General features: G+C 57.3%; 22 protein-coding genes. 8 read left to right on the top strand and 14 right to left on the bottom strand.

The features are described from left to right. Positions 1 to 25 precede the first annotated feature (25 nt). Entirely contained in the window at positions 26 to 304 is a 279-nt protein-coding gene (locus PH547_RS28045) for a hypothetical protein (protein WP_285170008.1), read from the top strand. A 268-nt stretch (positions 305 to 572) separates the two neighbouring features. Here PH547_RS28045 and PH547_RS28040 read toward each other — a convergent pair whose 3' ends face one another. Next, positions 573 to 971, bottom strand: coding sequence for a type II toxin-antitoxin system VapC family toxin (locus tag PH547_RS28040; RefSeq protein ID WP_285170007.1), 399 nt, complete (start codon positions 969 to 971; stop codon positions 573 to 575). Next, entirely contained in the window at positions 968 to 1,219 is a 252-nt protein-coding gene (locus PH547_RS28035; protein ID WP_104827046.1) for an AbrB/MazE/SpoVT family DNA-binding domain-containing protein, read from the bottom strand. The genes PH547_RS28040 and PH547_RS28035 overlap by 4 nt, the downstream gene beginning before the upstream one ends. Before the next feature lie 700 nt (positions 1,220 to 1,919). Between PH547_RS28035 and PH547_RS28030 the strand changes: the two genes are divergently transcribed. Next, a complete protein-coding gene (locus tag PH547_RS28030; protein WP_285170006.1) occupies positions 1,920 to 3,860 on the top strand; it encodes a methyl-accepting chemotaxis protein in 1,941 nt (646 codons plus the stop codon). 194 nt (positions 3,861 to 4,054) lie between these two features. Here PH547_RS28030 and aptA read toward each other — a convergent pair whose 3' ends face one another. Next, positions 4,055 to 5,389: an omega-aminotransferase AptA gene (aptA, locus tag PH547_RS28025; RefSeq protein ID WP_283053798.1), complete on the bottom strand. Its 1,335-nt coding sequence runs from the start codon at positions 5,387 to 5,389 to the stop codon at positions 4,055 to 4,057. A gap of 147 nt (positions 5,390 to 5,536) precedes the next feature. Here aptA and PH547_RS28020 point away from each other — a divergent pair, with 147 nt between their 5' ends. Then, positions 5,537 to 6,085 carry a cupin domain-containing protein gene (locus PH547_RS28020; RefSeq protein WP_260304069.1) on the top strand — a complete coding sequence of 183 codons (549 nt, stop codon included), beginning with the start codon at positions 5,537 to 5,539 and terminating at the stop codon, positions 6,083 to 6,085. Here PH547_RS28020 and PH547_RS28015 read toward each other — a convergent pair whose 3' ends face one another. The 4 genes from PH547_RS28015 to PH547_RS28000 all read right to left on the bottom strand — a co-directional run bounded on the left by PH547_RS28015 (position 6,086) and on the right by PH547_RS28000 (position 8,480). Then, on the bottom strand, positions 6,086 to 6,865 hold the full coding sequence (locus PH547_RS28015) for a pyrroline-5-carboxylate reductase (protein WP_260304068.1): 780 nt from the start codon (positions 6,863 to 6,865) through the stop codon (positions 6,086 to 6,088). A 9-nt stretch (positions 6,866 to 6,874) separates the two neighbouring features. Continuing rightward, positions 6,875 to 7,594, bottom strand: a complete 720-nt coding sequence (locus PH547_RS28010) for a GntR family transcriptional regulator (RefSeq protein ID WP_260304067.1) — start codon at positions 7,592 to 7,594, stop codon at positions 6,875 to 6,877. Between the two features lie 155 nt (positions 7,595 to 7,749). Continuing rightward, positions 7,750 to 7,944: a helix-turn-helix domain-containing protein gene (locus PH547_RS28005; RefSeq protein ID WP_285170019.1), complete on the bottom strand. Its 195-nt coding sequence runs from the start codon at positions 7,942 to 7,944 to the stop codon at positions 7,750 to 7,752. Further along, complete coding sequence (locus PH547_RS28000) at positions 7,881 to 8,480, bottom strand: hypothetical protein (protein WP_285170021.1); 600 nt, start codon at positions 8,478 to 8,480, stop codon at positions 7,881 to 7,883. Before PH547_RS28000 ends, PH547_RS28005 begins: the two co-directional genes overlap by 64 nt. A 495-nt stretch (positions 8,481 to 8,975) precedes the next feature. Here PH547_RS28000 and PH547_RS27995 point away from each other — a divergent pair, with 495 nt between their 5' ends. After that, the gene (locus PH547_RS27995; protein ID WP_285170005.1) at positions 8,976 to 9,842 is read left to right on the top strand and encodes a GSU2403 family nucleotidyltransferase fold protein; all 867 of its coding nucleotides are present in this window, start codon (positions 8,976 to 8,978) and stop codon (positions 9,840 to 9,842) included. Between the two features lie 599 nt (positions 9,843 to 10,441). Here the strand turns inward: PH547_RS27995 and PH547_RS27990 are convergent. The 4 genes from PH547_RS27990 to PH547_RS27975 form a co-directional block, all read right to left on the bottom strand. Further along, the gene (locus PH547_RS27990; RefSeq protein ID WP_285170004.1) at positions 10,442 to 10,720 is read right to left on the bottom strand and encodes a hypothetical protein; all 279 of its coding nucleotides are present in this window, start codon (positions 10,718 to 10,720) and stop codon (positions 10,442 to 10,444) included. A gap of 18 nt (positions 10,721 to 10,738) precedes the next feature. Further along, positions 10,739 to 11,080 carry a hypothetical protein gene (locus PH547_RS27985; protein ID WP_285170003.1) on the bottom strand — a complete coding sequence of 114 codons (342 nt, stop codon included), beginning with the start codon at positions 11,078 to 11,080 and terminating at the stop codon, positions 10,739 to 10,741. Positions 11,081 to 11,613: 533 nt separating this feature from the next. After that, entirely contained in the window at positions 11,614 to 13,380 is a 1,767-nt protein-coding gene (locus tag PH547_RS27980; RefSeq protein WP_285170002.1) for an FAD-dependent oxidoreductase, read from the bottom strand. A 407-nt stretch (positions 13,381 to 13,787) separates the two neighbouring features. After that, positions 13,788 to 14,105, bottom strand: a complete 318-nt coding sequence (locus PH547_RS27975) for a MocE family 2Fe-2S type ferredoxin (RefSeq protein ID WP_283053804.1) — start codon at positions 14,103 to 14,105, stop codon at positions 13,788 to 13,790. A gap of 211 nt (positions 14,106 to 14,316) precedes the next feature. On the opposite strand from PH547_RS27975, the gene PH547_RS27970 reads away from it, so the two are divergent. The 3 genes from PH547_RS27970 to PH547_RS27960 all read left to right on the top strand — a co-directional run bounded on the left by PH547_RS27970 (position 14,317) and on the right by PH547_RS27960 (position 16,501). Beyond that, positions 14,317 to 15,342, top strand: a complete 1,026-nt coding sequence (locus PH547_RS27970) for a LacI family DNA-binding transcriptional regulator (protein WP_104827036.1) — start codon at positions 14,317 to 14,319, stop codon at positions 15,340 to 15,342. 194 nt (positions 15,343 to 15,536) lie between these two features. Then, positions 15,537 to 15,806 (top strand): hypothetical protein, encoded by a 270-nt coding sequence (locus PH547_RS27965; protein ID WP_104827035.1) that lies wholly within the window; start codon positions 15,537 to 15,539, stop codon positions 15,804 to 15,806. Positions 15,807 to 15,928: 122 nt separating this feature from the next. After that, positions 15,929 to 16,501: a nucleotidyl transferase AbiEii/AbiGii toxin family protein gene (locus PH547_RS27960; RefSeq protein ID WP_283053806.1), complete on the top strand. Its 573-nt coding sequence runs from the start codon at positions 15,929 to 15,931 to the stop codon at positions 16,499 to 16,501. Between the two features lie 315 nt (positions 16,502 to 16,816). Here the strand turns inward: PH547_RS27960 and PH547_RS27955 are convergent, their stop codons facing one another. Continuing rightward, positions 16,817 to 17,851 carry a sterol desaturase family protein gene (locus tag PH547_RS27955; protein ID WP_285170001.1) on the bottom strand — a complete coding sequence of 345 codons (1,035 nt, stop codon included), beginning with the start codon at positions 17,849 to 17,851 and terminating at the stop codon, positions 16,817 to 16,819. Between the two features lie 202 nt (positions 17,852 to 18,053). Beyond that, on the bottom strand, positions 18,054 to 18,983 hold the full coding sequence (locus PH547_RS27950) for a sugar ABC transporter substrate-binding protein (RefSeq protein WP_260304060.1): 930 nt from the start codon (positions 18,981 to 18,983) through the stop codon (positions 18,054 to 18,056). Positions 18,984 to 19,210: 227 nt separating this feature from the next. Between PH547_RS27950 and PH547_RS27945 the strand changes: the two genes are divergently transcribed. After that, entirely contained in the window at positions 19,211 to 20,044 is an 834-nt protein-coding gene (locus PH547_RS27945) for a sugar phosphate isomerase/epimerase family protein (protein ID WP_285170000.1), read from the top strand. 153 nt (positions 20,045 to 20,197) lie between these two features. Here the strand turns inward: PH547_RS27945 and PH547_RS27940 are convergent, their stop codons facing one another. Beyond that, complete coding sequence (locus PH547_RS27940) at positions 20,198 to 21,166, bottom strand: MBL fold metallo-hydrolase (RefSeq protein ID WP_285169999.1); 969 nt, start codon at positions 21,164 to 21,166, stop codon at positions 20,198 to 20,200. Positions 21,167 to 21,271 lie beyond the last annotated feature (105 nt).

The following is a 21,271-nucleotide window of genomic DNA, read 5'->3' as shown; positions in this document are numbered from 1 at the left end:
TAATATTGCCTTTAGGGAGGTGCGATTGACCGCGACCTGCGGCTATCGCCCTTTTACTTTGCCAAAGATATTGGGTGAAAACTCTTCTTGGAATGGACGCGCCTTCCAGCCAGCATCGTCAAAGTCGTGGTGCGGAATCTTGACCAAGGGCAAAGCGCACGTCCGTTACGATTTGGAAAACTGGATCTCATCGCAGGGTATGGCGCCCCATCCGTCGCATCATTGTTTTGTGCAAAAAAGCCATTCGCTGCCGATCCTCAAATCAACGGACTGTGCAGCATCAGCTGACCCTGTGGCCAATTGAACAACGCCGAATCGCGAGCCGCGCAGCATTTAAAATACCTAACGCGCTCTTGAAAAAATGCTCGATATTTAGAGTTGTAAGAATGGGTAGAAAATCGGTTTTCCTGCCATATCCACTGCAAAAGATCGCTTCAGGTATTTGAATGAGATGGGGAGTTTTCAGCCTTCTTCTTCATCATCTCGACGATGCGATCTTCCTTTGTGGATTATTCCCGGATTTTTTGGAAGTTTGTTCCAGAGTTGCGCAGAACGCGCGATTTAATCCGGTGTTAAAGCAAGAGCCGTGCGGTCTCTCCCTTCTGGGTCAAGAGTTCCACTGCTTGTTTGTCGAACGATACAAAGGTTTCTCCGCCCAACCAATTGCCCTCATAGGCGATGATACCATCTGCGAAATCACCTCCGGCTTCGAGGATTGTAAGCCCCGCCTCGACCGCGGGGCGGTTCATCACGACATTCCCGGCATTTAGTAGGTCACGGATCGTCATGGCGACGTCTTCTTTTGGTAGCTTGGCGCCCCTGCGCAGTATCCAGACCAGTTCACACAGGCAGGGCAAGGAAACCGCGATCAATGATGCTTCTCTTAGCAGTTTGCTAGCGGCATTTCCTTGCCCCGGATCGTCCTGCAGAACAGCGCGAGCCAGGACATTCGTATCGACGGAAATTTTCACTCTTCACCCGCCCAACCGGAAGCGGCGATCTCGTTCATTTCTTCGATTGTCATCGGCTTTTTGACTTTCCCGGCGTGCCGGCCGATGAAATTATCAATGGTGCCTGTCGGCCGCGCGGCTCTCACTCGAAGCTCACCGCCCGGCAGCTTGTCAAAGTCAATCCGTTCGCCAGGTTTGATGCCCAAGTGCTGCAGCAAATCCCGCTTTAGTGTGACCTGACCTTTCATTGTGACCGCTAGGGACGTCATCGATGATCCTTTCTGTAATATCATCTATAAGGTAATTGAAAATATCATTACCAGCAAGATGAGATATACCCAGAGAGGTTCTACACAGACGGAGCTTGCGGAAAGCTTCATGGTCCGAGTACGGCTCGTCGTGACACGGCATCGTGGCCGCCGGCACTCAAGGCATTCGCTAACGGCCCACTCAAACTACTGTGATGACACGTATCACCAGGTTTTATCCTATTCTGTTCGCTCCGGCGGTTTTGGATTGCTGTAGTCGGCGGTAGCGGCGGGGGGAGGTCCGGAGCGATTTCGGCTGCGCAGCAGGGCATCGCGCCCGGCTGGCATTGCTGCCCTTACGACCAGACACGGCGCCATCGCCGGTCCGAGCTTGAACTGTGCGATGAGATCGCGAAGCGTTCTGCTTACAATAGCGCCTTTCAGAAAAGCCTGGCGGATGGGGTGTCCGTTGTATCGCTGCAGTCTCCGCATAAAGGAGCTGCTTCCCGCGGGGATGAGACCTATTATTCAGTTTAAGTCGAAATTTACCCATTAACCGATTTGTCAGCATGTTTTGCTTAAATTCGAATACAGCGCATTTTGCGTCGAGCATGATGCTCCTTGACTGTGATGCCCGGTCACTGGTCGGCAACGCGCGTTTTGCGCCGATGATTTCATCTGGCGGCAGAGCGGTTGCCTGAAAATTGCACGATGAGCCCCCATGTCGTTTCTTCAGAACACCAAGATCCGCACGAAGATTCTTTCCGTCATCATCCCGATCTGCGTTGTTGGAATTGCCGGCATCATCGCGATGTCGGAGAGTTATAAAGCGACAAATGATGCCTATGCGGGTCTTCTTACAAACGAGGGGACCGCTACGATCCAGATGGCGCGAGCGAGCCAGCGAGTGGTCGCACTCAGCTATAATGCCTATCAGATCCTTGCCTATAGCGCCAAGGATGCGGAGATGCCGGGCTTTGTCAAAGACTACGGCGAAAACAAGAAAGCCTTGCTGGACTGGTTTGACTCCATAAAACGTCTGGTCCCGGAACAGGCAGCGTCAGTTGATGTGCTGGCGGACAAAGCCAGAGCAATGACCGCCATCATGGATAAGGCCGTCGAAGCCGGGGCGAAGGACGACAACGAGAGTGCCAAAGGGTTGCTGAAACAAGCAGATCCGATGATTGAAGACGAGATCCTGAGTGTCCGGCATTGGATCGAGAACGCCAGCAAGAGCGTCGGGACGCAAAGCGACACTTTAACTAGCCAGGCAAATGGCACGATCCTCTATACATTGACGACGCTCGGCATCGTCTTCGTCGCTGCAATCTTCGCCGGCCTGTTTGTCGCGGCCAAGGGTATTACCACGCCGATCGAGAAACTGCGGGAACGCATGGTGTCTCTTGCCGATGGAGAAACCGACACATCTGTCATCGGCCTGGGGCGCAAGGACGAGGTCGGCCAGATGGCCGCAGCCGTTGCTGTCTTCCGCGACAATGCGATCGAGCGCATCCGGCTGGAGCGTGACGCGGATGCCAACCGCAGCCTTTCTGATCGGGAACGTATGGAGCGGGACGCACAGAAGGCGAGGGAGGCAGCCGAAACCGAATTTGCTGTCAAGGCGCTGGCTGATGGCCTTGGAGCACTGTCAAACGGCAACCTCAACTACCGCATCGACAAGCCGTTCGTCAGCCATCTCGACCAGTTGCGCAGCGATTTCAACGGCTCGATGACAAAGATGCAGCAGGCGCTACGAGCCGTTGGCGACAATGCCCGCGGCATCGATGCCGGTGCCAATGAGATCCGTTCGGCCGCCGACGATCTGTCGAAGCGCACGGAGCAGCAGGCAGCATCCGTCGAGGAAACCGCCGCGGCGCTCGAACAGATCACCACGACAGTTAAAGACTCCACGAAGCGCGCCGAGGAGGCTGGCCAGTTGGTCGCGCAAGCCCGTATAGGCGCCGAAAAGTCGGGCATCGTGATGCGCGAGGCTGTCGCCGCCATGGAGGGTATCGAAAAATCTTCCAGCGAGATCACGAACATCATCGGCGTTATCGACGAAATCGCCTTCCAAACGAACCTGTTGGCTCTCAATGCCGGCGTCGAGGCGGCGCGCGCTGGCGAAGCGGGCAAGGGCTTTGCGGTCGTTGCCCAGGAGGTCCGTGAACTGGCGCAGCGCTCGGCACAGGCCGCCAAGGAGATCAAGGCGCTGATCTCGACTTCCAGCAATCAGGTGCGCAATGGCGTCGAACTCGTGGCGCGGACCGGCCAGTCCCTAAGCCAGATTGTCCAGGAAGTCGAAGAGATCGATGCCAATGTGAAGGCGATCGTCGAGGCGGCAAGGGAGCAAGCAACGGGGCTCGCCGAGATCAACACGGCCGTGAACGCAATCGACCAGGGGACGCAGCAGAATGCGGCGATGGTCGAGCAGTCGAACGCAGCAAGCCATAGCCTTGCCAAGGAAGTCGCATCGCTCAACAGTCTGCTGAGCCAGTTCAGCGTCGAGGAAGGCTATAGGCAACCGCGTCTGGCCGTGGCGAGCGAGCGTCACCAGCCGGCCGCGTCGCCGGCCCGCTCGCTCAGGGCCAAGATCGTCGGTGCCTTTGACGGAGGCGTCGCAACTGCGACGGCAGCGTCAAAGGACGGCTGGGAAGAGTTTTGAGGAAAGTGAAGATTGCGAAAGGGCGAGGGATACCCAGCCCTTACAGCTCTCTCTCAATGAGCAGCCGGCCATCTGATGTCGGCGGCATGAGCACCCATAAATGGCGTTGCGCAGCATATAGGCATGATCATTTGCTTGGCGGCCGCGACATCGCGATGCCACTGAACCAGCCAGTGGCACCCCCACTAAGCACCTTAGGCTGCGCGCTTCAGCGCATCAGATAGCATGGAGACAATCGTGTCGATCTCCGCTTTGCTGATAATCAGGGGTGGCGAAAGTGCTATGATGTCCCCGGTGACGCGGATCAATAGACCCTTCTCGAAGCAGTCAACGAACACCTCGTAAGCGCGCGCGCCGGGTGCATCTTTGCGAGGAGTGAGTTCGACCGCTCCGACCAGCCCAAGGTTTCGGATATCGACGACATGCGGAAGACCCTTGAGCGAATGGAGGGCTTCCTGCCAGTGCTCCGCCAGATCGGCCGCTCGCGTCAGCAGTCCTTCTTCCTGGTAGATCTCGAGAGTGGCGAGGCCGGCGGCGCAGGCGACGGGATGGCCGGAATAGGTGTAGCCGTGGAATAGCTCGATCGCGTTCTCCGGTCCGACCATAAGTCCATCATAGACCTTGCGGCTGGCAAAGACGGCGCCCATCGGGATTGTGCCGTTGGTAATGCCCTTGGCGGTGGTGACCAGATCCGGCACGACCCCAAAATAGTCGGTGGCAAAGGGTGCTCCCAGGCGTCCGAAGCCAGTGATGACCTCGTCGAAGATCAGCAGAATTCCGTACTTGTCCGCCGTGGCACGCAATTTCTCCAGATAGCCTTTGGGAGGCAGGACGACGCCTGCCGATCCGGACATCGGTTCGACGATGACGGCTGCAATGGTTTCGGCGCCATGTAGCGCGACGAGCCGTTCCAGGTCATCTGCGAGCTCGACGCCATGCTGCGGAAGCCCTTTCGAAAAAGCATTGCGCTCGATATCCAGCGTATGGCGCATATGATCTGCCGGAATCTGCGGGAAGACGCGGCGATTGTTGACGAGGCCGCCGACCGAGATGCCGCCGAATCCGACGCCGTGGTAGCCCTTTTCGCGCCCGATGATCCGCGTGCGGGTGCCCTGACCAATGGCACGCTGGTAGGCAATGGCAATCTTAAGAGCGGTATCGACGGATTCGGAGCCGGAACCGGTGAAGAACACGCGGTCGAGTTTGGCTTCGCCACCACCAGGCGCATTCGCGGCCAGCTTCGTGGCGAAATCGAAAGCGATCGGGTGGCCCATCTGAAAGGTCGGCGCGTAGTCCAAGGTGGCGAGCTGTCGTTCGACGGCCTCCGCAATCTTCTTGCGGCCGTGACCGGCATTCACGCACCAGAGGCCCGCGGTGCCATCGAGAACCTGGTTCCCATCGACATCGGTGTAGTACATACCGTCTGCAGCGGCCAATAGGCGCGGTGCTGCCTTGAACTGCCGGTTCGCCGTAAACGGCATCCAGAAATTGTCGAGAACGGGGGTGTTCGGCTTACTGACCTGATCCATGATTGGCCTCCTCTTTGGAATGGCAATCAGATCGACGATTTCCCTTCTTCAAACAAGTCCTTTTCTTTATGGCTCTAACCAATTGAAATTTATGGTAGCAGCATATAGGTTTTTGCCTATTCTGAACAACAGGAACGCCACCACATCATGTCCGTCGACATCGGCAATCGTCTCCGCCACCTGCGCATTGCGCACAACCTTTCGCAGCGCGAGCTTGCCAAACGCACTGGCGTGCCGAATTCGACGATCTCTCTCATCGAGTCGAACGCCTCGAACCCGTCGGTGGGCGCGTTGAAGAGAATTCTGGATGGCATCCCGATCGGCCTGGCGGAGTTTTTCGCATTCGAGCCCGCTCGGCCAAAGAAGGCGTTTTATGCCGCGGAAGAATTGGTCGAGATCGGCAAGGGCGCTATCTCATATAGGCAGGTTGGAGAGAACCTGTTCGGGCGCAGTTTGCAGATCCTGAAGGAGCGCTACCAGCCCGGCGCCGATACTGGAAAGGTACCTCTCGTCCACGATGGAGAAGAAGGCGGGATCGTTCTCTCGGGAAGGCTCGAGGTCACGGTCGACGACGAGCGGCGAATCCTCGGCCCTGGCGATGCCTATTATTTCGAAAGTCGACGCCCGCATCGGTTCCGATGCGTCGGGCCGGTAGCTTGCGAGGTCATCAGCGCCTGCACGCCGCCGACGTTCTGATTAGTTACTGCGGCCCTCAATGCGAGCGAGTACCCGGTCGAGTGCGGCCGTCAGCGCCTGTCGTCCGCCCTTCGTCTCAAAGTCCGAGAAAACCTGTTCGTTCAGGCCGCCCTTGGTGGCGAATTCAGAGCTCAGAGAACTGAAGGACGTGACGCCCGGCTCGTTGGCCCTTTGCGCCAAACTCGCAAATAGTGGCGCGATATAGGCCTGGCCCTTCGATCGATCGAGCCCATTCTTTTCCAGCCAGTCGGTCGTGAACTCCATGATGCCGAAGAAGGTCGACATCATGGCGCTGGCAGCGGCAAGAAGGTCATATTCTTTTCGGGATTCGCATTGAACGGCGGTGCCAAGGGCATCGAAGAGGCCGGCTATTTCGGGATCGGGAGGATAGATGGCCGTCACACCTTGGCGATCTGCCACGAATGGCAAAGGGATCGCCTGCACAAGGTCGATGTCCGCGCGGATCCAGTCGAGCAGACTTTGACGCTCCACCGTAGCCACGACGCTGACAACGCGTTGCCCATCTTTGAAACGAAGCTCACGTATAACGTCTTCGGCAATCTGCGGGCGTATGGCAAGGACGACGATATCGCTATGTTCGACGACCGTCTGGTTGTCAGCCGCTACAGTTACGCTGTCGTACTTGGCGGCAAGATTTGCTGCGATCTCCGCATTGCGAGGCGAGACATGGATTTCGGATACATGCGCCGGCTCAGCCAGTAGGCCCCGCACCATGGCCTCCGTGATCGCGCCGGTTCCGACGAAACCAATAGCCTTCATCCTCGCCACCTATTCCGCCGCCCGCGCGGGTCCGAGCGGGACATCGGTCGTGTAGTTCTCGCGCATGAAGTTGATGAAGTTGTGCTGGAACTGTCGGGTATGAGCATGGGCGAGTTCATCCGCCAGATCGACGTTCTTGTCCCGGATCGCCTCCAGCATCAGACTGTGCTCATCGGTGAGGAGATATCCCTCATGGGTGCGCTCGAGATATTCGAAATGCAGGTGCAGCATGCGCTGACCCTGAGACAGAAGCTTGTGATAGAAGGATGCCAGATACTGGTTCTTGCCGGCATAGGCGATCGCCATGTGGAACTCTTTGTTCGCCTCCGACATCGCCAGATGATTTCCGGTTTTGACGGCGGCGGCAAATGCCTTTTCCCGTTTGGCAATCAGCTTCAGGTCGGCTTCGGTTCGCAGTGCCGCGGCCAGGCGCGTGTTCATCCTCTGGGCGATGTCGAGCGCCTCCACATATTTCGGAAAGGTCGCCACTTCGATTGGCGCAACGATTGTGCTGCGGTTGGAGAGCGTGACGACGAGCTCGTCTCCGCCCAAGCGGATCAGGGCTTCGCGCACCGGCGAACGCGACATGTCAAAACGCTCGGCCAGGGTCATTTCATCGAGAAGCTGACCCGGCGGCAAGGTGAGAGAAAGAATCTCGCTTCGCAGCGTATCGTAGACGCTCTTCCAGCCGGTTCCCCGGATTCGTTTCACTTCAGCCTCGTCAGACACTTAGGTACCTTTCATTCGCAGATGCCGCATTGGGTCAAAAAAGGCAGCATGTCAGCAATGTAGTTTTTTCATTTGATTTTGTCGACATGCTGTTGACGCGATTTGCTGGTCAACTCGCAGTTCGCCATAGGCTGGCCGAAGAAGACTTGCGCCTTTCAGCGTAGGTCTTCGCGAAGCTCACGTACGCCGCGTCCGAGACGTTGGCACAAGAGCGTGCGCAAGGTCGCCCCATCGACATATCCTACCTCGGCGGCGATGGCGTCGAGGTCGAGCCCGCTGCCATGGATCAGGTTTTGTGCTCGTTCGACCCGAAGGTCCTGAAAGTAAGATAAAGGTGATTTGCCGAGCACTTCCTGGCAACGGCGTTGCAGGAAACGAGGGCTTGTCGCCAGCGCGGCGGCGGCTTCCCGCAAGGAGAAGCCGTCCTGCAGACGCTCCCGCGCCCATCGCTCGAAGCGCAGGATGAGGGGATCGGCCAGCGCCAAATGATGGGGATGATGTAGGGCGCTTGCGAGGAGCGGATGTCCGCGAGCAGGTAGCGCGAGACGAGGGTGGCTAGCTCCGGACTGGTCTTGCGGATCAGCCAAAGCGCCATGTCGAGCTCGACGGCAAGATCGAGCAGTTCTGGTTCCGCCAAGACCGGCCCGACGTGATCTTCTACATGCAGGCAGAGACGGTCGAAGCGGTTAAGGCGGAGGTAGACAAACTGCCCCTGACCGAAACCGGGCTGATGACCTTTGAGTTCATCCCCATCGGCCCGCTCGCCCCGCTGGGTCGTCTGATCCAGAGCAAATGAGCTCTGGAGGTGCCGGTTAAACAACACCGCCATTAGCTGGTAACCGCTATCATGAAGACTGACCTCTCCATGCCGAAATTCTTCGGTCAACGCTCAATCCTTCAAGGTCAGCAAGGAACGGAAAGCCGGTAGAGGAGCGACGCTGCCGGCCATTAGAGATCCGAGATCGGCGCTGTCGGTGAGAACCCGTTCGGAAAGTGAGGCGGTTAATTCTGGGCGGGTAACATGATTCAACTTGCTAAACATTTGCCAGAAGTCTAGCAATAAGCTTGCTAAACGTATGGCAAATGACTAGCAAGGAACAACATGCAACCTCTAGCTCCCTCGTTGACTATCGCGTTCGCCGATCTCGTTGAAAGGGCACATGAAGAAGCATTCAACGCCCGCTTTCCTGCGAAAGGGACCTTTCACAAGCTGAGGCGCGGAGGAAAGGAGTATTGGTATCACGTCATGCGCGACTCGACCGCGCCTAGTGGCCGACGAACGAGCTACGCCGGATTAGTCGGCGACACTGATGTAGACGCGCTAGTCGAACGCCAGGGTCACGAACACGCGCGTCATAAGCTTCAAAAGGAGACAGCTTCCATGCTGCGTCGGTCGGGCCTTCCGGCACCCGATCCCATGGAAGGGAAACTCACACAGGCATTCCAGAGAGCCGGCTTGTTTCAAGCCGGTGCGGTTCTCGTTGGCTCCGTGGCATACCAGGCCTACGGCGGCATCCTCGGTGTCAAGCTGAGTGGCGAGCTCCATCGCACGCAGGACATCGATCTTGCCCACGATCGCGAAATCGCGCTTCACGTGGGCCACACCGGCCAAAAGCTAGAAGACTTTCAGGATATTCTCAAATCCGTCGATGAATCGTTCACACCGCGGCTCAATCCGAGTTATCCGAATGCTGGGCCGACGCGCTATGAGAACGCCAGCAACTACAAAGTCGACCTTCTGACGGCTCACAAGAATTCAGACCGGGACCGTAGAGCGCCAGTAGCGATCCCGATCATGCCTGGCACGGCGCTTCAACCGCTCGACCTGATGGAGTTCCTCATCAGGAACCCGATCCGGTCAGCGCTCTTATACGAAGATGGTGTGGCTGTGGTGGTGCCCGATCCGGTCCGCTATGCGCTTCACAAGGTGGCCATCAGCCAGATGCGAGGCCTATCGGGTGAAGCGGGCAAAGACACCAAGGACCGCATGCAGGCTGCCGAACTGGTAAGGGCCATCAGACACGCCGGCCGCACTAGTGAACTTGCGCAGGCCTGGTCAGAATTATGGCGCCACAAGGCGAAACGACGGAACTTCGTGCTGCGCGGCATCCTAGCACTGCCCGACGATGCTATAGAAATCATCGCACGCAGTGCCATCCGATACGGAGAGGAACCGTTCCGCGACGACGAACTGCCCACAGTCACGCTTAGGAAGCTCATCCCACGGAAAGCCGGCGGGGACAGTTAGGACGCTACCGCGAATGCCTGGCGACAACGGAGTCGGTCTTAATCTTTCGTAAGATGGGCTCGTTCGTATTGGACTGCGGTTCTACATGACCTCGGTCCAGAGCAAGAGCATCTTACAGCTCTCCCGCCAACTCGGTGTCCAGGAGGTAGCAACCGACCAAAGTCAGATGGCAGTTGCTTCCCAATTGCGTGAAACACCGGTCCTTATCAGGGCATCATAGGCGCCGCTAGCAGGCTTTTCCGAAAGCGCCTGTGTTCACAAGACCCCGTCGCGCCGAGACCACCGATGACTGCCGAGATCGTCGGCAAGATCCTTGAGAGAACGATCCCAGGTCGCAGGCCTCAGACGAGCGCTTCTCGGTTAAATCTCATCGAGTGGTCCGGTTGCTTTGCGTGGATGAGCTAGCACTTCCGCAACCTCAGAATGTCCGTTAAGCCGATCCGAGGAGTCTTTTGATTGACGCAAGACCGCGTTGGTTGGCTCCCCAAAAGCTCGTGTGACTTTGCGGCGGAGCGCGCGCGCCGGCGAAGCTACCGGCGTTGACGAGCCGTCGCTAACAGCAATCTTTGGTAACGCAGTTCGCCGCTTGAAACGAGCAATCATCCTTGCGGCTCGGGAGGCGCTTTGCTCGAATTGCGCTGCGCTGCTCCGAATACGTTGAGCGTGGACCGGATCGTTGCCATTGCGAGATTGACGTTTCTTTGAATCTGTCCAATGGAACCTCGAAACTGGCCACGCATGGATGCCGATAAATCGCCATTGGCCAGCGCCTCGGTTACTCGATTGATCTCAAGCACGCCCTCTTCTAACGTCCAGACCATTCTGTTAACGGCAATTGCTATGCGGTCGAGGTTGGGATCGTCGTAACCCTCAGCCATGCGAGCGGTAAGATCACCTTAAATAACCGCTGTGGTCATCGTTTCAATGTCAACGGCAAAGGCGCTCTCTCCGTTGACGAATGAAGCGGTATCCGTTCCCTCCTTTCCCACTTCAGACATGATCGCTGTCGTTAACGCAGGATCCCCCGCATCCGCACGGTGAACAGGGAGTGGGCCTTCAGATAATTGCGTGCTGTTGACGAGCATCGCTAAAATCATTGCGATGCCCAGGCCCAGCGTACCGATCAGTGCGACGTCTTCGTAATTTGGGATGCGATGGTGGGCGAGAGCGACAGTCTGGGCGAGGGCGACTAGCAGCAAGGCGATAGTGGCGCGAAGCTTTGTTGTGAGACTTTGCATTCTGCTATCCAGTTTGCCCGCATCCGTAGTTGAGCAAGAAAGTGGGACACCCGCGGCCACCTCAAACCAGTTAGGCTGTCACCAATCCTGGCCTGGTTGTTGAGCGGCTTGCCGGCATCAAACGCGATCCAGCAAGCTTCTAAAAGCTTAACGAGAGCTTGATCGTCTTGTCTGCTGGCTCGCTCTCTTCCCGGGTGTTTCCATTTTTGTGCCGATTCCGGATATTTGTGCGAAAATTGGATGAAGATCAGGGGGTATTCGCCGCAGCTAGCCGCGCGAGCGGGCTCAGCAGCCGAACAAGGAGGTGGTGATCATATCAGCCGCTTTCATCGACTGCGAGCGGGTCTGAGAGGAGAAGACCCATTCTAGGGCCGGAGCGCCGTACCTGCGATGGATCACTAAGGAATAGCAGCCGTTATACGGTTCTTTGGCGCTAGAGATTTCAGGTTCGTGCGGCGATCGGAACCTCGATTGGCGGGGTGATCGGCTTTGCGATCAGCATCTCGCTCAACTTCATGTCTTTGGCAGCCCTGTCAGCAAATGCTTCGCGGGACGCTTAGGGACGATGCCACTTTGGGCTCCAGGCGGCTGCTCATCGACAAAGCCGCCGGCGTGCTTTGACAGCGGATCTCGGTAACGAGATGGTCAGCGAGCCTGACGGCGAAGGCGACGGCTGGAAGCGTGGGGTTAGCTTGTCCGGACGTGGGAAAAATGCAGCTTCCGGCGATATAGAGGTTGACGATGTCGATGATGCGACAGTTGTGATTGACGACGGCGTGTTTGCGGTCGACGCCCATCTTGGTCAACCCGATCTGATGGTAGCCATCCTTGGCTTGCGCATCGATATGCTCTTCAAGGTGTTCGGGTGCTGTGTCGAAGATCAACTTGCCTATTTTGCGCTCCTTGAGCCATCGATCGAGGGCAAGATGCGCGTTGAGCGTGCCGCTGATATCCTGAGGTAAATATCGGAACGAGACCTCGAGCTTGAACTGGCCATCCGCATCTTGCTCGGGCTTGAGGAAGGCGCGGTTTGAACTGCTTGGAATTTGCTCTCCGTGGTAGCGAAGCCCGTATTTGAGGTCAGGTCTGCGGAGCACAAGATATGGCTCAGCGACGCCGTATTTTTGGCGAAGCAACTCCAACGCAGAAAAGGTCGCGCCAATCGGATGGCGCAGGACATTGTGCAGCACGTTATAGTAACGGGATCGATCGGCCTCGCCCCACGTCGCTTTGTGGACGACCGCCTTCTTACTGTTCCAGAGATATAGCAGCGAGAGTGCTGGGTCGGCCTCACCGAAAGCGGCCCTCCGGTTCGTCGGCCAAAAGGCGATATTCGGCAGTTTGAGTGTCCGTTGCAATTTGGGGCCAGGTTGAAACCGGTTACACACGAAGGTTCCGGTGGATGTGCGCTTAAAAAGATACCGTTCGGCATGCTCCTTGGTGGTGAATTCGATCTGCGCGATCTGTCCGGCGAGGTGTCCCATGTAGAAGCGCCCGAGCGGCCCGTCGCTTCCGCCGAACAATTGCGGATAGGCGACCTGAAGGTTCAGCAGCAGCCGGGTATTGCCCCTGCCGCCACAGGCCAGCACATAATGCTCGGCGCATACCTTGTACGAGCCACCACGGCAGCCAATCGATATGGAATGTAGTCGTCCTTGCACGGGGTCGAACCCCAGAGCTTTGACCCTTGCATCCAGGATGACGAAGAGGTTCTGCGAAGAGGTGAGCTCAGCCCTGTTAGCCTTCGCTGTGTTGCGTATACGTGTCCAGCTTTCCCGGGATGCCGGAAAGTCAGTCTCCGATTCCGGCTCCGATCGCTCGCCGGTGACGTTGCTACTCAAAAGAGACCGCGCGCGCTGATAGAACGGCGAAATCTTTTCGTGAGCAATAGGCCAGCCGGAGTGTGCGACATAATCCCTTGCTTCGAAGTCTATATCGTCCAGCTCAACGCATTGCCCACCCCATCGTTCGGACGTGCCGCCAAGTCCGGTGGCCGAGGTAACCTGGTCCGCGGCGTGATGGATGTCGTCGTCTATATCGAAACCTGTTTCGTTTCGTTCGGGTCGCTTCGATTGTTTCGAGCCGGCTTCGATAAGCAGCGTTCGCATGCCGCGCCTGCTCAATTCCAGTGCAGCGGCAATTCCGACCGGGCCTGCTCCTACAACGCACACGTCAAAGCCGTGCTGAAACACCTCTGGACCCGCAAACATTTTCGCCCCCAACGCTCGAGCAATGTCCTTATGGTAGTAGCCGCAATCACCTTTCCGTCCCCTGGCGGCACTGCGGATCGGTCTTGGCACGATCGCCACCTGATTGAAGGTGGAGGCGCGGACCTAACGCGGCACGCTAATGCTTCACAATCCGCAGAACAATTTCACCTAAAGTAGAATGAATCGGCTCGTCACCTCGGGCAAAAGGATTAGTGACGGCCTTGCACGCTCCACGATGACGTTCATCGCACAGCCGAAAAGGAGATCCGCGATGGCAACCGAAGATAGCATCGAGATGAAAGAAAACATCTAGTTCAATTTGATGTTTCCAACAGCGCACTGGTTTTGGTTCTGTTTTTAGCCAGCATCCATCGGGACCCGCGAGTAATACGAAAACAATACACGGCCTGACCGTGATGTGATGACGGCAGCCGTTCTCGCAAGCTTAGCGCGCCGCGGCGCCGCGTTCGCCGCGCTGACGATGCCCGCGTCATCGCTCATCCACCGATTTCGATCATGATGCGATCGCCTTCCAGCTTGACCGGATAGGTTCTCAGATTGATGCATACCGGCGCACCCCGAGCCTCTCCTGTCTTGTAGCTGAAGCGTCCATTGTGCTTTGGACACTCGATGATGTCGTCCATGACAAGCCCGTCGGCCAGGTGAATCTTCTCATGGGTGCAAAGCCCGTCGGTCGCGAAATATTCGTCGTCCGGGCTTCGGTAGATCGCGAATGTTCGTCCGGCGTGATCAAACCGGAGGACGTCTTCCTGGTCGATGTCGTCGGGTGCACACGCGTCGATCCATGTCGTCATTTCTTCTCTCCTCGCTATCGTCCGCCGGCGGCTTGTCGCCTGCGCAAAAGATGTTGTCTTGCGGGAGGAGCGTCGCGCTGGGACTCAGGGGCGCTGTCCTTGAGCCTTGATCTCGCTCAGCTTTTCCTCCCCGAGCAACATCGACCATGCGCGAAATAGCGCTTCACATTCCACGCCGATTATGATCATTTTTGATCAGGGGAGAAACAGAATGAAGAAAGCTCGCTTGGTCGATATTGCGGCCGCCGCAGGCGTCGGCATTGCAACCGTCGAGCGCGTTCTTAATGAGCGAGGAGGGGTCAAGCCTCAGACGGCAGAGAAGGTGGTGCTGGCCGCCAAGCGGCTGGGGTATAAGGGAGTGATCCCGAATCTCTATCGCGGAACGATCCGCATCGAGGTCATCCTTGTGAGACCTGAGTCGCCGTTCTTCAGCAGGCTCAATCGCGCATTTGAACGGATTGCCGCCTCATTGGACAGCTCGATTGCCGTTCACAGAACCTTCGTCGAGGAGAACGATCCCGAGAAGTTTGCCGCCCATATATCCAACAGCGCTATCCGCCGCCACGCCCTGATTGTTGTCGGCCTCGACCATCCGAAAATCAGGCAGAGCCTGGATCACGCCCGTAGTGCCGGCATAGAAGTCGTCCAGATCGTTTCCTACACGTCCGGCAGGGACGATGTGTTCGTGGGCATCGATAATTACGCGGCCGGACGAACCGCGGGCTTCTATATGTCCCGAATGCTTCGACCGGCGGCGGGAAGCATCGTCGCCATCTGTCATAGCTGGGCCTATCAAATTCATAAGGAGCGCATTCGCGGTTTTTCCGATTACCTCGCCGCCCACGGCAACCCGGCGCATCAGTTTTCGGAGGTTATATTCGGCCTGGATGACGATGTGAGATCCGCCGAATTGCTGAGACAGGCGTTACGTCGCGGGACGGATATCGCCGGCATCTACAATGCCGGCGGCGCCAATCTCGGTGTTGGATCGGTTCTTCAGCGCTATCAGCAGCAAGAAAAGAGGGAGTTCATCTGGATCACACATGAACTCAACGACGAAACGCGCCGCTTCATCGTTTCAGGGCTGATGACGCTTGTTTTGGATCAAGCTCCGGAAACCCAGGCGAGACGCGCATTGGACACCGTTCTTTCGAGATTGGGTGTCATCGACGTGCCTGTTAGCCGGGATCCGGTTCCGTTCCTGACGTATACGGCGGAAAATATCGTAGTCAAATAGCGCGCACTGCCCAGGATTGAAGTCACGATCTCTGGAAGATGAACTACCGCTCTCTTTGACAAAGCCGAAAACGCTATCAACAGGGTTCGTTGAGAATGTAGTTCAATCGTTCCCCCTACGTGTCCACCAGCGATCCTTGTTTCTCAAGCACTACGACGCTACATTCGTTAGAGGGAAGTTCGGTAGTGTGGAAGATGTCGATTGTTGCAGTAAAGGTTCTATCCACTGTCAACGCCCCTTATGGGACGGCGCTTTCGGCTGAGCAGTTGGCATCAAAGATTTCAGATCCTGCCAGCGCCGACTATTTCGATCCGTCGGCCTTCTCCTTCTTTTCAGAAGTGGATGAGGGCCTGCAAAACTTGTTTCTGGACGAAATGCATATCGATCGAGTGATAGCCTCCGATCTTGCCCGGAAGTTCTCGGTACTCGCTGGTTATACGCTGCCTCTGGCGCGGGTGGCATAGTTGATTAAATACGCTGAAAGCAAATGGGCCGATCTCTTTGACCAGGCCACCAGCATCATCGACCAAGCAAACCGCGAATTCAACTTAATCGACAGTTGGACCTTTGGGGCGGTACGGCGCTGATGCTCCAGATCGATCACCGCGAAAGCTTTGACGTCGACATCTTCGTTCAAGATCCGCAACTTTTGCCGTATCTCAATCCGCAGACACAGGGATATGAACTCGATATCAGCCCGGACGGATACGAATCCGACGGATCGAGAGCATTAAAGATCGTCTTCGAAGGTGTCGGCGAGCTCGACTTTATCTGCGCCCCAAGTTTGACCGATAACCCAACGATAGAGGCACGGGTGCGCGGGCGAGACGTCCTGCTCGAAACTCCCGCGGAAATTATCGCAAAGAAGATATATTATCGCGGGGCGTCTATGCAGCCACGTGACATGTTCGATCTCGCCTGCGTGGTGAAGGCCCTCGGAACAGACTATGTCGTCAAGACCCTGTCACCCTTTAGAGATGGATGCGAGAAGGCTCTGAACGTCGCTCGCCAGATGAACCCGCAGTTCGCGGAGGCCATCATGAAGAAGCTACTGTACCGCGAGAGCTTCTCTGAGATTCCGGCAGAGGCGCAGGCAATGACAGTTGAGCTTCTGGAGACTGTCTGCGCCCTTCCAACAGGCGCACAGCCCAGCACATAGTATAGTAACTTAATTACTCGACAACGGGGCCGACAAAGTACCTGTTATTATCGATGGACCTTTGGGTGAACGCCCTGCCCATGGTGCGTGTGGCGACCCGAACGCGGGTGAATCTGATTGGTGGCGGTGCTATCTACGGAAAATATCGGGCATTTTTCGCCGCCAGCCTGAACGGACATGCCGGAGCCTGCGAAGGAGGGATCGCAGGCTCCGGCATGTCCCGCCGTCAACAGGCCGCTCGGGCGGGGGGAGAACCAAATTGCGCCTATGAAGCATGGCGCGCCAGCAAGCCCGGACGCGGGCTTGGGCCTTAAGCTAGCTCGGGGTTTCAGAGCTGCGCGCTTGCTTTTCGGCGTATTTTCGCGCCCGCTCCATAAAGCGTCTGTTCATGCGGTCTTCGGCCTCTTTCGAGCCGTCATGGAACGTGCCGAACCACTTGTCGAGCGGGATGACACCGTCGGCGTAATTGCACTCGAAGAACTTGTGATGCAGGTAGTGGTCGTAGGCGTGGGTGTCGATGGCGGCATCGTCTGCGATCACGATCTTATCGAAGCCCGCATGGCCAGGGGCTGGCGCGAGGGCTGCATGGGTCAGATGGAAGAGGGCATGGATCGGATTGGAGGGTACGATCCAATGGATGAGCGCGCCCGAGAAATACAGCAGATGCTCTACGGGGTGCATCGCAAGGCCAGACCACGGGCCGGGGTTGACATTGTTATGATGCAGCTTGTGAACGGCATGATAGAGCGGCGGCCAGTGAATGAGGCGATGGACCAGATAGAAATGCAGGTCGCGGAATGCCGGGATCAAAAGCATGATCACAGTGCAGTAAACCGGATGTTCGGCGAAATCGACATAGGGAATGATGCCGTTCGCGAAAGCCCATAGGGTCAGGACTTCGAAGGCAGTCCAAAGCGGGACCGCGCTTGCGAATGTCCAGATCACATTGTCGATGGTCTGATTGCTGAAGAGAAATGCCGAATTGTTTTTGGACGGCCACTTGCCGTTATATTTGAAACTCGTGCCCTGCTTCTTCTGCATGTAAAGCCGCAAATGAAACGCACCGAAGAACAGGAAGACGAGGGTGGCATTGCGCGCGAGAAGATAGGCGATCCAGCCCGGCTCAAGGGTCTTCATCGTCTCCATCGAGGGTGTCGCATAGAACCACAGTAGCGTTGCGACGACAGCATAGACGGCGTTCCAAGGCATGAGATACCCCGGATATCCAAAGAACCATTTCAGGAAGGCGGCCGGCTGGGCCGGCCAGATGAAGACAGGAGGATATTTGAGAAGCTTGTTAGGCTTCCAGTCCCCTCGTTTGTCGCGCGTGCCGTAGAGCGTGTCATCCATCGTGTTCCTCCCAATTACCGGAATGCATGCAATCAGTCTCACCGACGCCGGTTCGAAACGACAGCAGAGTTTTGATGAAAATTACTCAGGCCAACCGTGAGGACTTTGCTCTATCAGGTGGCGGCGGATGAGAAGGGAGGCCGCCGGCCTCCCATGTGCGTCACCCTAGTGTTGCCACTGATAGAATGTCGTAAGGTTCAGCTCAGTTGAGATGCTCGAACTGGACCATGTTCTGGTTCGTCACCAGCTTGAAAGGGATCCAGACTTCCCTGTCGATCTGGTCACCCTTGATAGCCTTCACCGCGGTGTCGACAGCGCCTCGACCCTGCGCCTTGGCATCCTGGAACACGGTGACCTTGAGGTCGCCGGCCTTCATCGCCTGAAGGGCGTCTGGCGTGGCGTCGATGCCCGCAACGAGGGTCTTGTCCGTCGAGCCGCCGGCGTTCTTGATTGCGGCAATCGCGCCAAGCGCCATCTCGTCATTGTTGGCGATCACGGCATCGAATTTCAGGCCGCTGGTCAGCCAGTTCGAAACAAGGTCGGCGCCGTCGACACGGCTCCAGTTGCCGACCTGCTCGCGAAGGACCTTGATGCCGCCGCACTCACCGGACTTCAAGACGTCATGCACGTCCGCAGTCCTCTGTCGGGCCGCTTGGCTGGTGAGGTCGCCGATCATGATGACGATGTCGCCCTTTCCACCCAGCATGCGACAGACTTCCTTGGTCTGCAGCGTTCCAGATTCTGTTTCGTTCGATCCCACGAAGGCCTGCTTCTTGCCAAGGCTCGTCAAATCGGTCGGCTGTATATTGACATAGATCAGCGGAATGCCTGCCGCTTCTGCGATCTTGCTCATTGCCGGTGTACCGTCGGAATCCACAGGATCAACGATGATGGCCGAGACGCCGCCAGCCGCGAAGTTCCGCACCTGATCCAACTGCTTGTTGACGTCGTTGGCGGCGTCTTCCACCTGCAGATCGATGCCTTTGGTCTTGGCGTAGTCCTGCATGCCGTTGGCGATCAGGGTTTGAAAATTGGTCGTCAGATAGCCCATCGAAACGCCGATCCGATCGGCGGCATAGGCTTGCGACGACAGCACGAGCACCAGCGCACTTGCGCCAAGAAATTTCAGCATGTTCTCCTCCCAGGAAACAACGACCCAATCAGTCGCTGGAAAAAGTTACCGACAGCGCCTGTTAACGTCCGAGAGTATTTTGATGAAAAAACCTCAAGGCTCGCGGCTCGCCGCGCGCAAGCACATCCGCTTTGCAATGAAATATCGCTATGATCAAAACCCATCACCGGACGGTCTCGCAAAGGCATGGAATTCGTGATCTGTGCAGCCCATGGAGGGGAGGCGCCATGCAGGACATGCTCATATTCCAGTCGCTTTGGGCCATGGAGCGACGCAGCGCGAAATATCCGGAGCTCACTCTCGAAGAGAATTTGGAAAAGATCGCCGCCGCTGGCTTCGATGGCATCAGTGCCCATTGGTCCGATCGCGACGCTGTGCGCCGAATTGCCGGCCTGCTCAGGCATCATGGTTTACAGGCCGAAGGGCAATGCTTTCCGAAGACTATCGACGATCTGAAGCCGGTGCTTGAGATCGCCGCCGAATGCAACGTGCATCACCTCTGCCTGCAGCCCGACGTGCGGTTACGGCGCCTGGAGGATTGCCTTCCCCTACTTGAGGGCTGGCAGCGGCTGGGCGAGGAGGCCGGCATCGATGTCCTCATCGAGACCCACCGCGACCGTATGACGACCGATCTATTCTTCACGCTCGATCTGCTCGATCGCTTTCCGGATTTGCGGCTTTTGGGGGATGTCTCTCATTTTCTCGTCGGCCGGGAATTCGCCTGGCCGGTATCCGACGAAAATCATGCGCTCATCCACCGGATACTCGATAATTCCTGGGCCTTCCACGGCCGGGTCGCCTCGCGTGAGCAGGTCCAGATCGAAATCTCCTTTCCGCATCACCGGCCCTGGGTCGATCTCTTTCTCGGCTGGTGGGAATACGGCTTCAGAAGCTGGCGAAAACGCGCAGGCAGCGACGATGTCCTCGCTTTCACCTGCGAGTTAGGACCGAAGCCCTATGCGATCACGGGAAGGGATGGCGAGGACACCACGGACCGATGGGAGGAATCTCTTCTTCTGATGCAGGAGGTGCGTGCGCTCTGGGCGAGAACTGCCGGCTGACGCGAGGTTCGCTGAATGTACGCTTTGCTCTCCGAAGGCGACCCAATTGTTGGGTCGCCGAAGCCGAAGCTGGCGGCGATCTCTGCGAGGCAGCGATCGCCGGATATTCAAACGCATGCGGCCGTCTAGTTTGGCCCCAACCCGGCAAGCGGGTCAGTAGTCCCAGAAGACCGGTACCCAGCGAAAGTGATCGCCGTCGATTGCCACCCGGCCGACGGACGGGAAGGGCAAATGCGTAGCGACCAACTGTTCGCCGGTCGTCGCCAGCTCTGTCAAAAGACGGACGCGGACGCGGGCGGCCTCTTCGGGGTCATGTTCGAAGCCGTTGTACCAGTCGGGATGTTCGAAGCCGACCGCGAACACGGCGTCGCCGGCAAAGGTCAGCCGATCTCCGCCGGATGCCAGGCGGACTACACTGTGGCCGGGGGTGTGGCCGCCGGTGCGACGGACGATCACCCCTGGTGCCACCTCGTATTCATCATCAAACAGCCGGAAATGGCTGCGGTACTCTTCTGCAAAGCGCTTGGCGGTCGCCCGAAGCGCGTCCGGGAAGCCTGGCGGCATGGCGACATGGCTGAAGTCGGGCGCCTCCCAAAACTTGACCTCGGCGGCAGCCACGTGGATTCGCAGGTCCGGACGCAGGCGATCCTTCACCCCCTCGACGAGGAGGCCGCCAATGTGGTCCATGTGCATATGGGTCAGCACCACGTCGGTCACGGACGCAAGATCGATACCGGCGGACTCCAATCGCTTGATCAACTGACCGGCCCGCGGCAGGTTCAAGTTCGGGTCCAACCCGAGCCCGGCGTCGATGAGGATGGTCTTCCCACCGCTGCGTACCAGGACCACGTTCAGCGACCAGTCGAAAGCGTCCGGCGGCAGGAACATATCGTTCAGCCAGGCCGCGCGGTCGGCCGCCTCGGCATTATGTCCCAGCATCGTGGTCGGGAGCGGTAGCACCCCGTCGCTGACCACCAGTACGTCAATCTCGCCGATCCGCACCGCATAGCGCGACGGAACCAGATCATCGGGGCCCGATTTGACGGGTTGAGATGCGTTATCCAATCTCATCTTTGTTTCCTGCTGACCAATCCTGCGGGGTTTTGTTTCTGCCTGCGACATGATGCGCTCCTATTTTGCGTGAACGAGACGTGTCGGCTACGAGCCACGTCGCGAACTCTATGTTGAAGCGAATTGGCAATCGATCGGGTCAAGGGAGAGGGAAGG

The sequence above is a fragment of the Rhizobium cerradonense genome (assembly GCF_030182455.1).
Taxonomy (GTDB): Bacteria; Pseudomonadota; Alphaproteobacteria; order Rhizobiales; family Rhizobiaceae; genus Rhizobium.
This window is presented reverse-complemented; position numbering and strand designations above follow the sequence as displayed.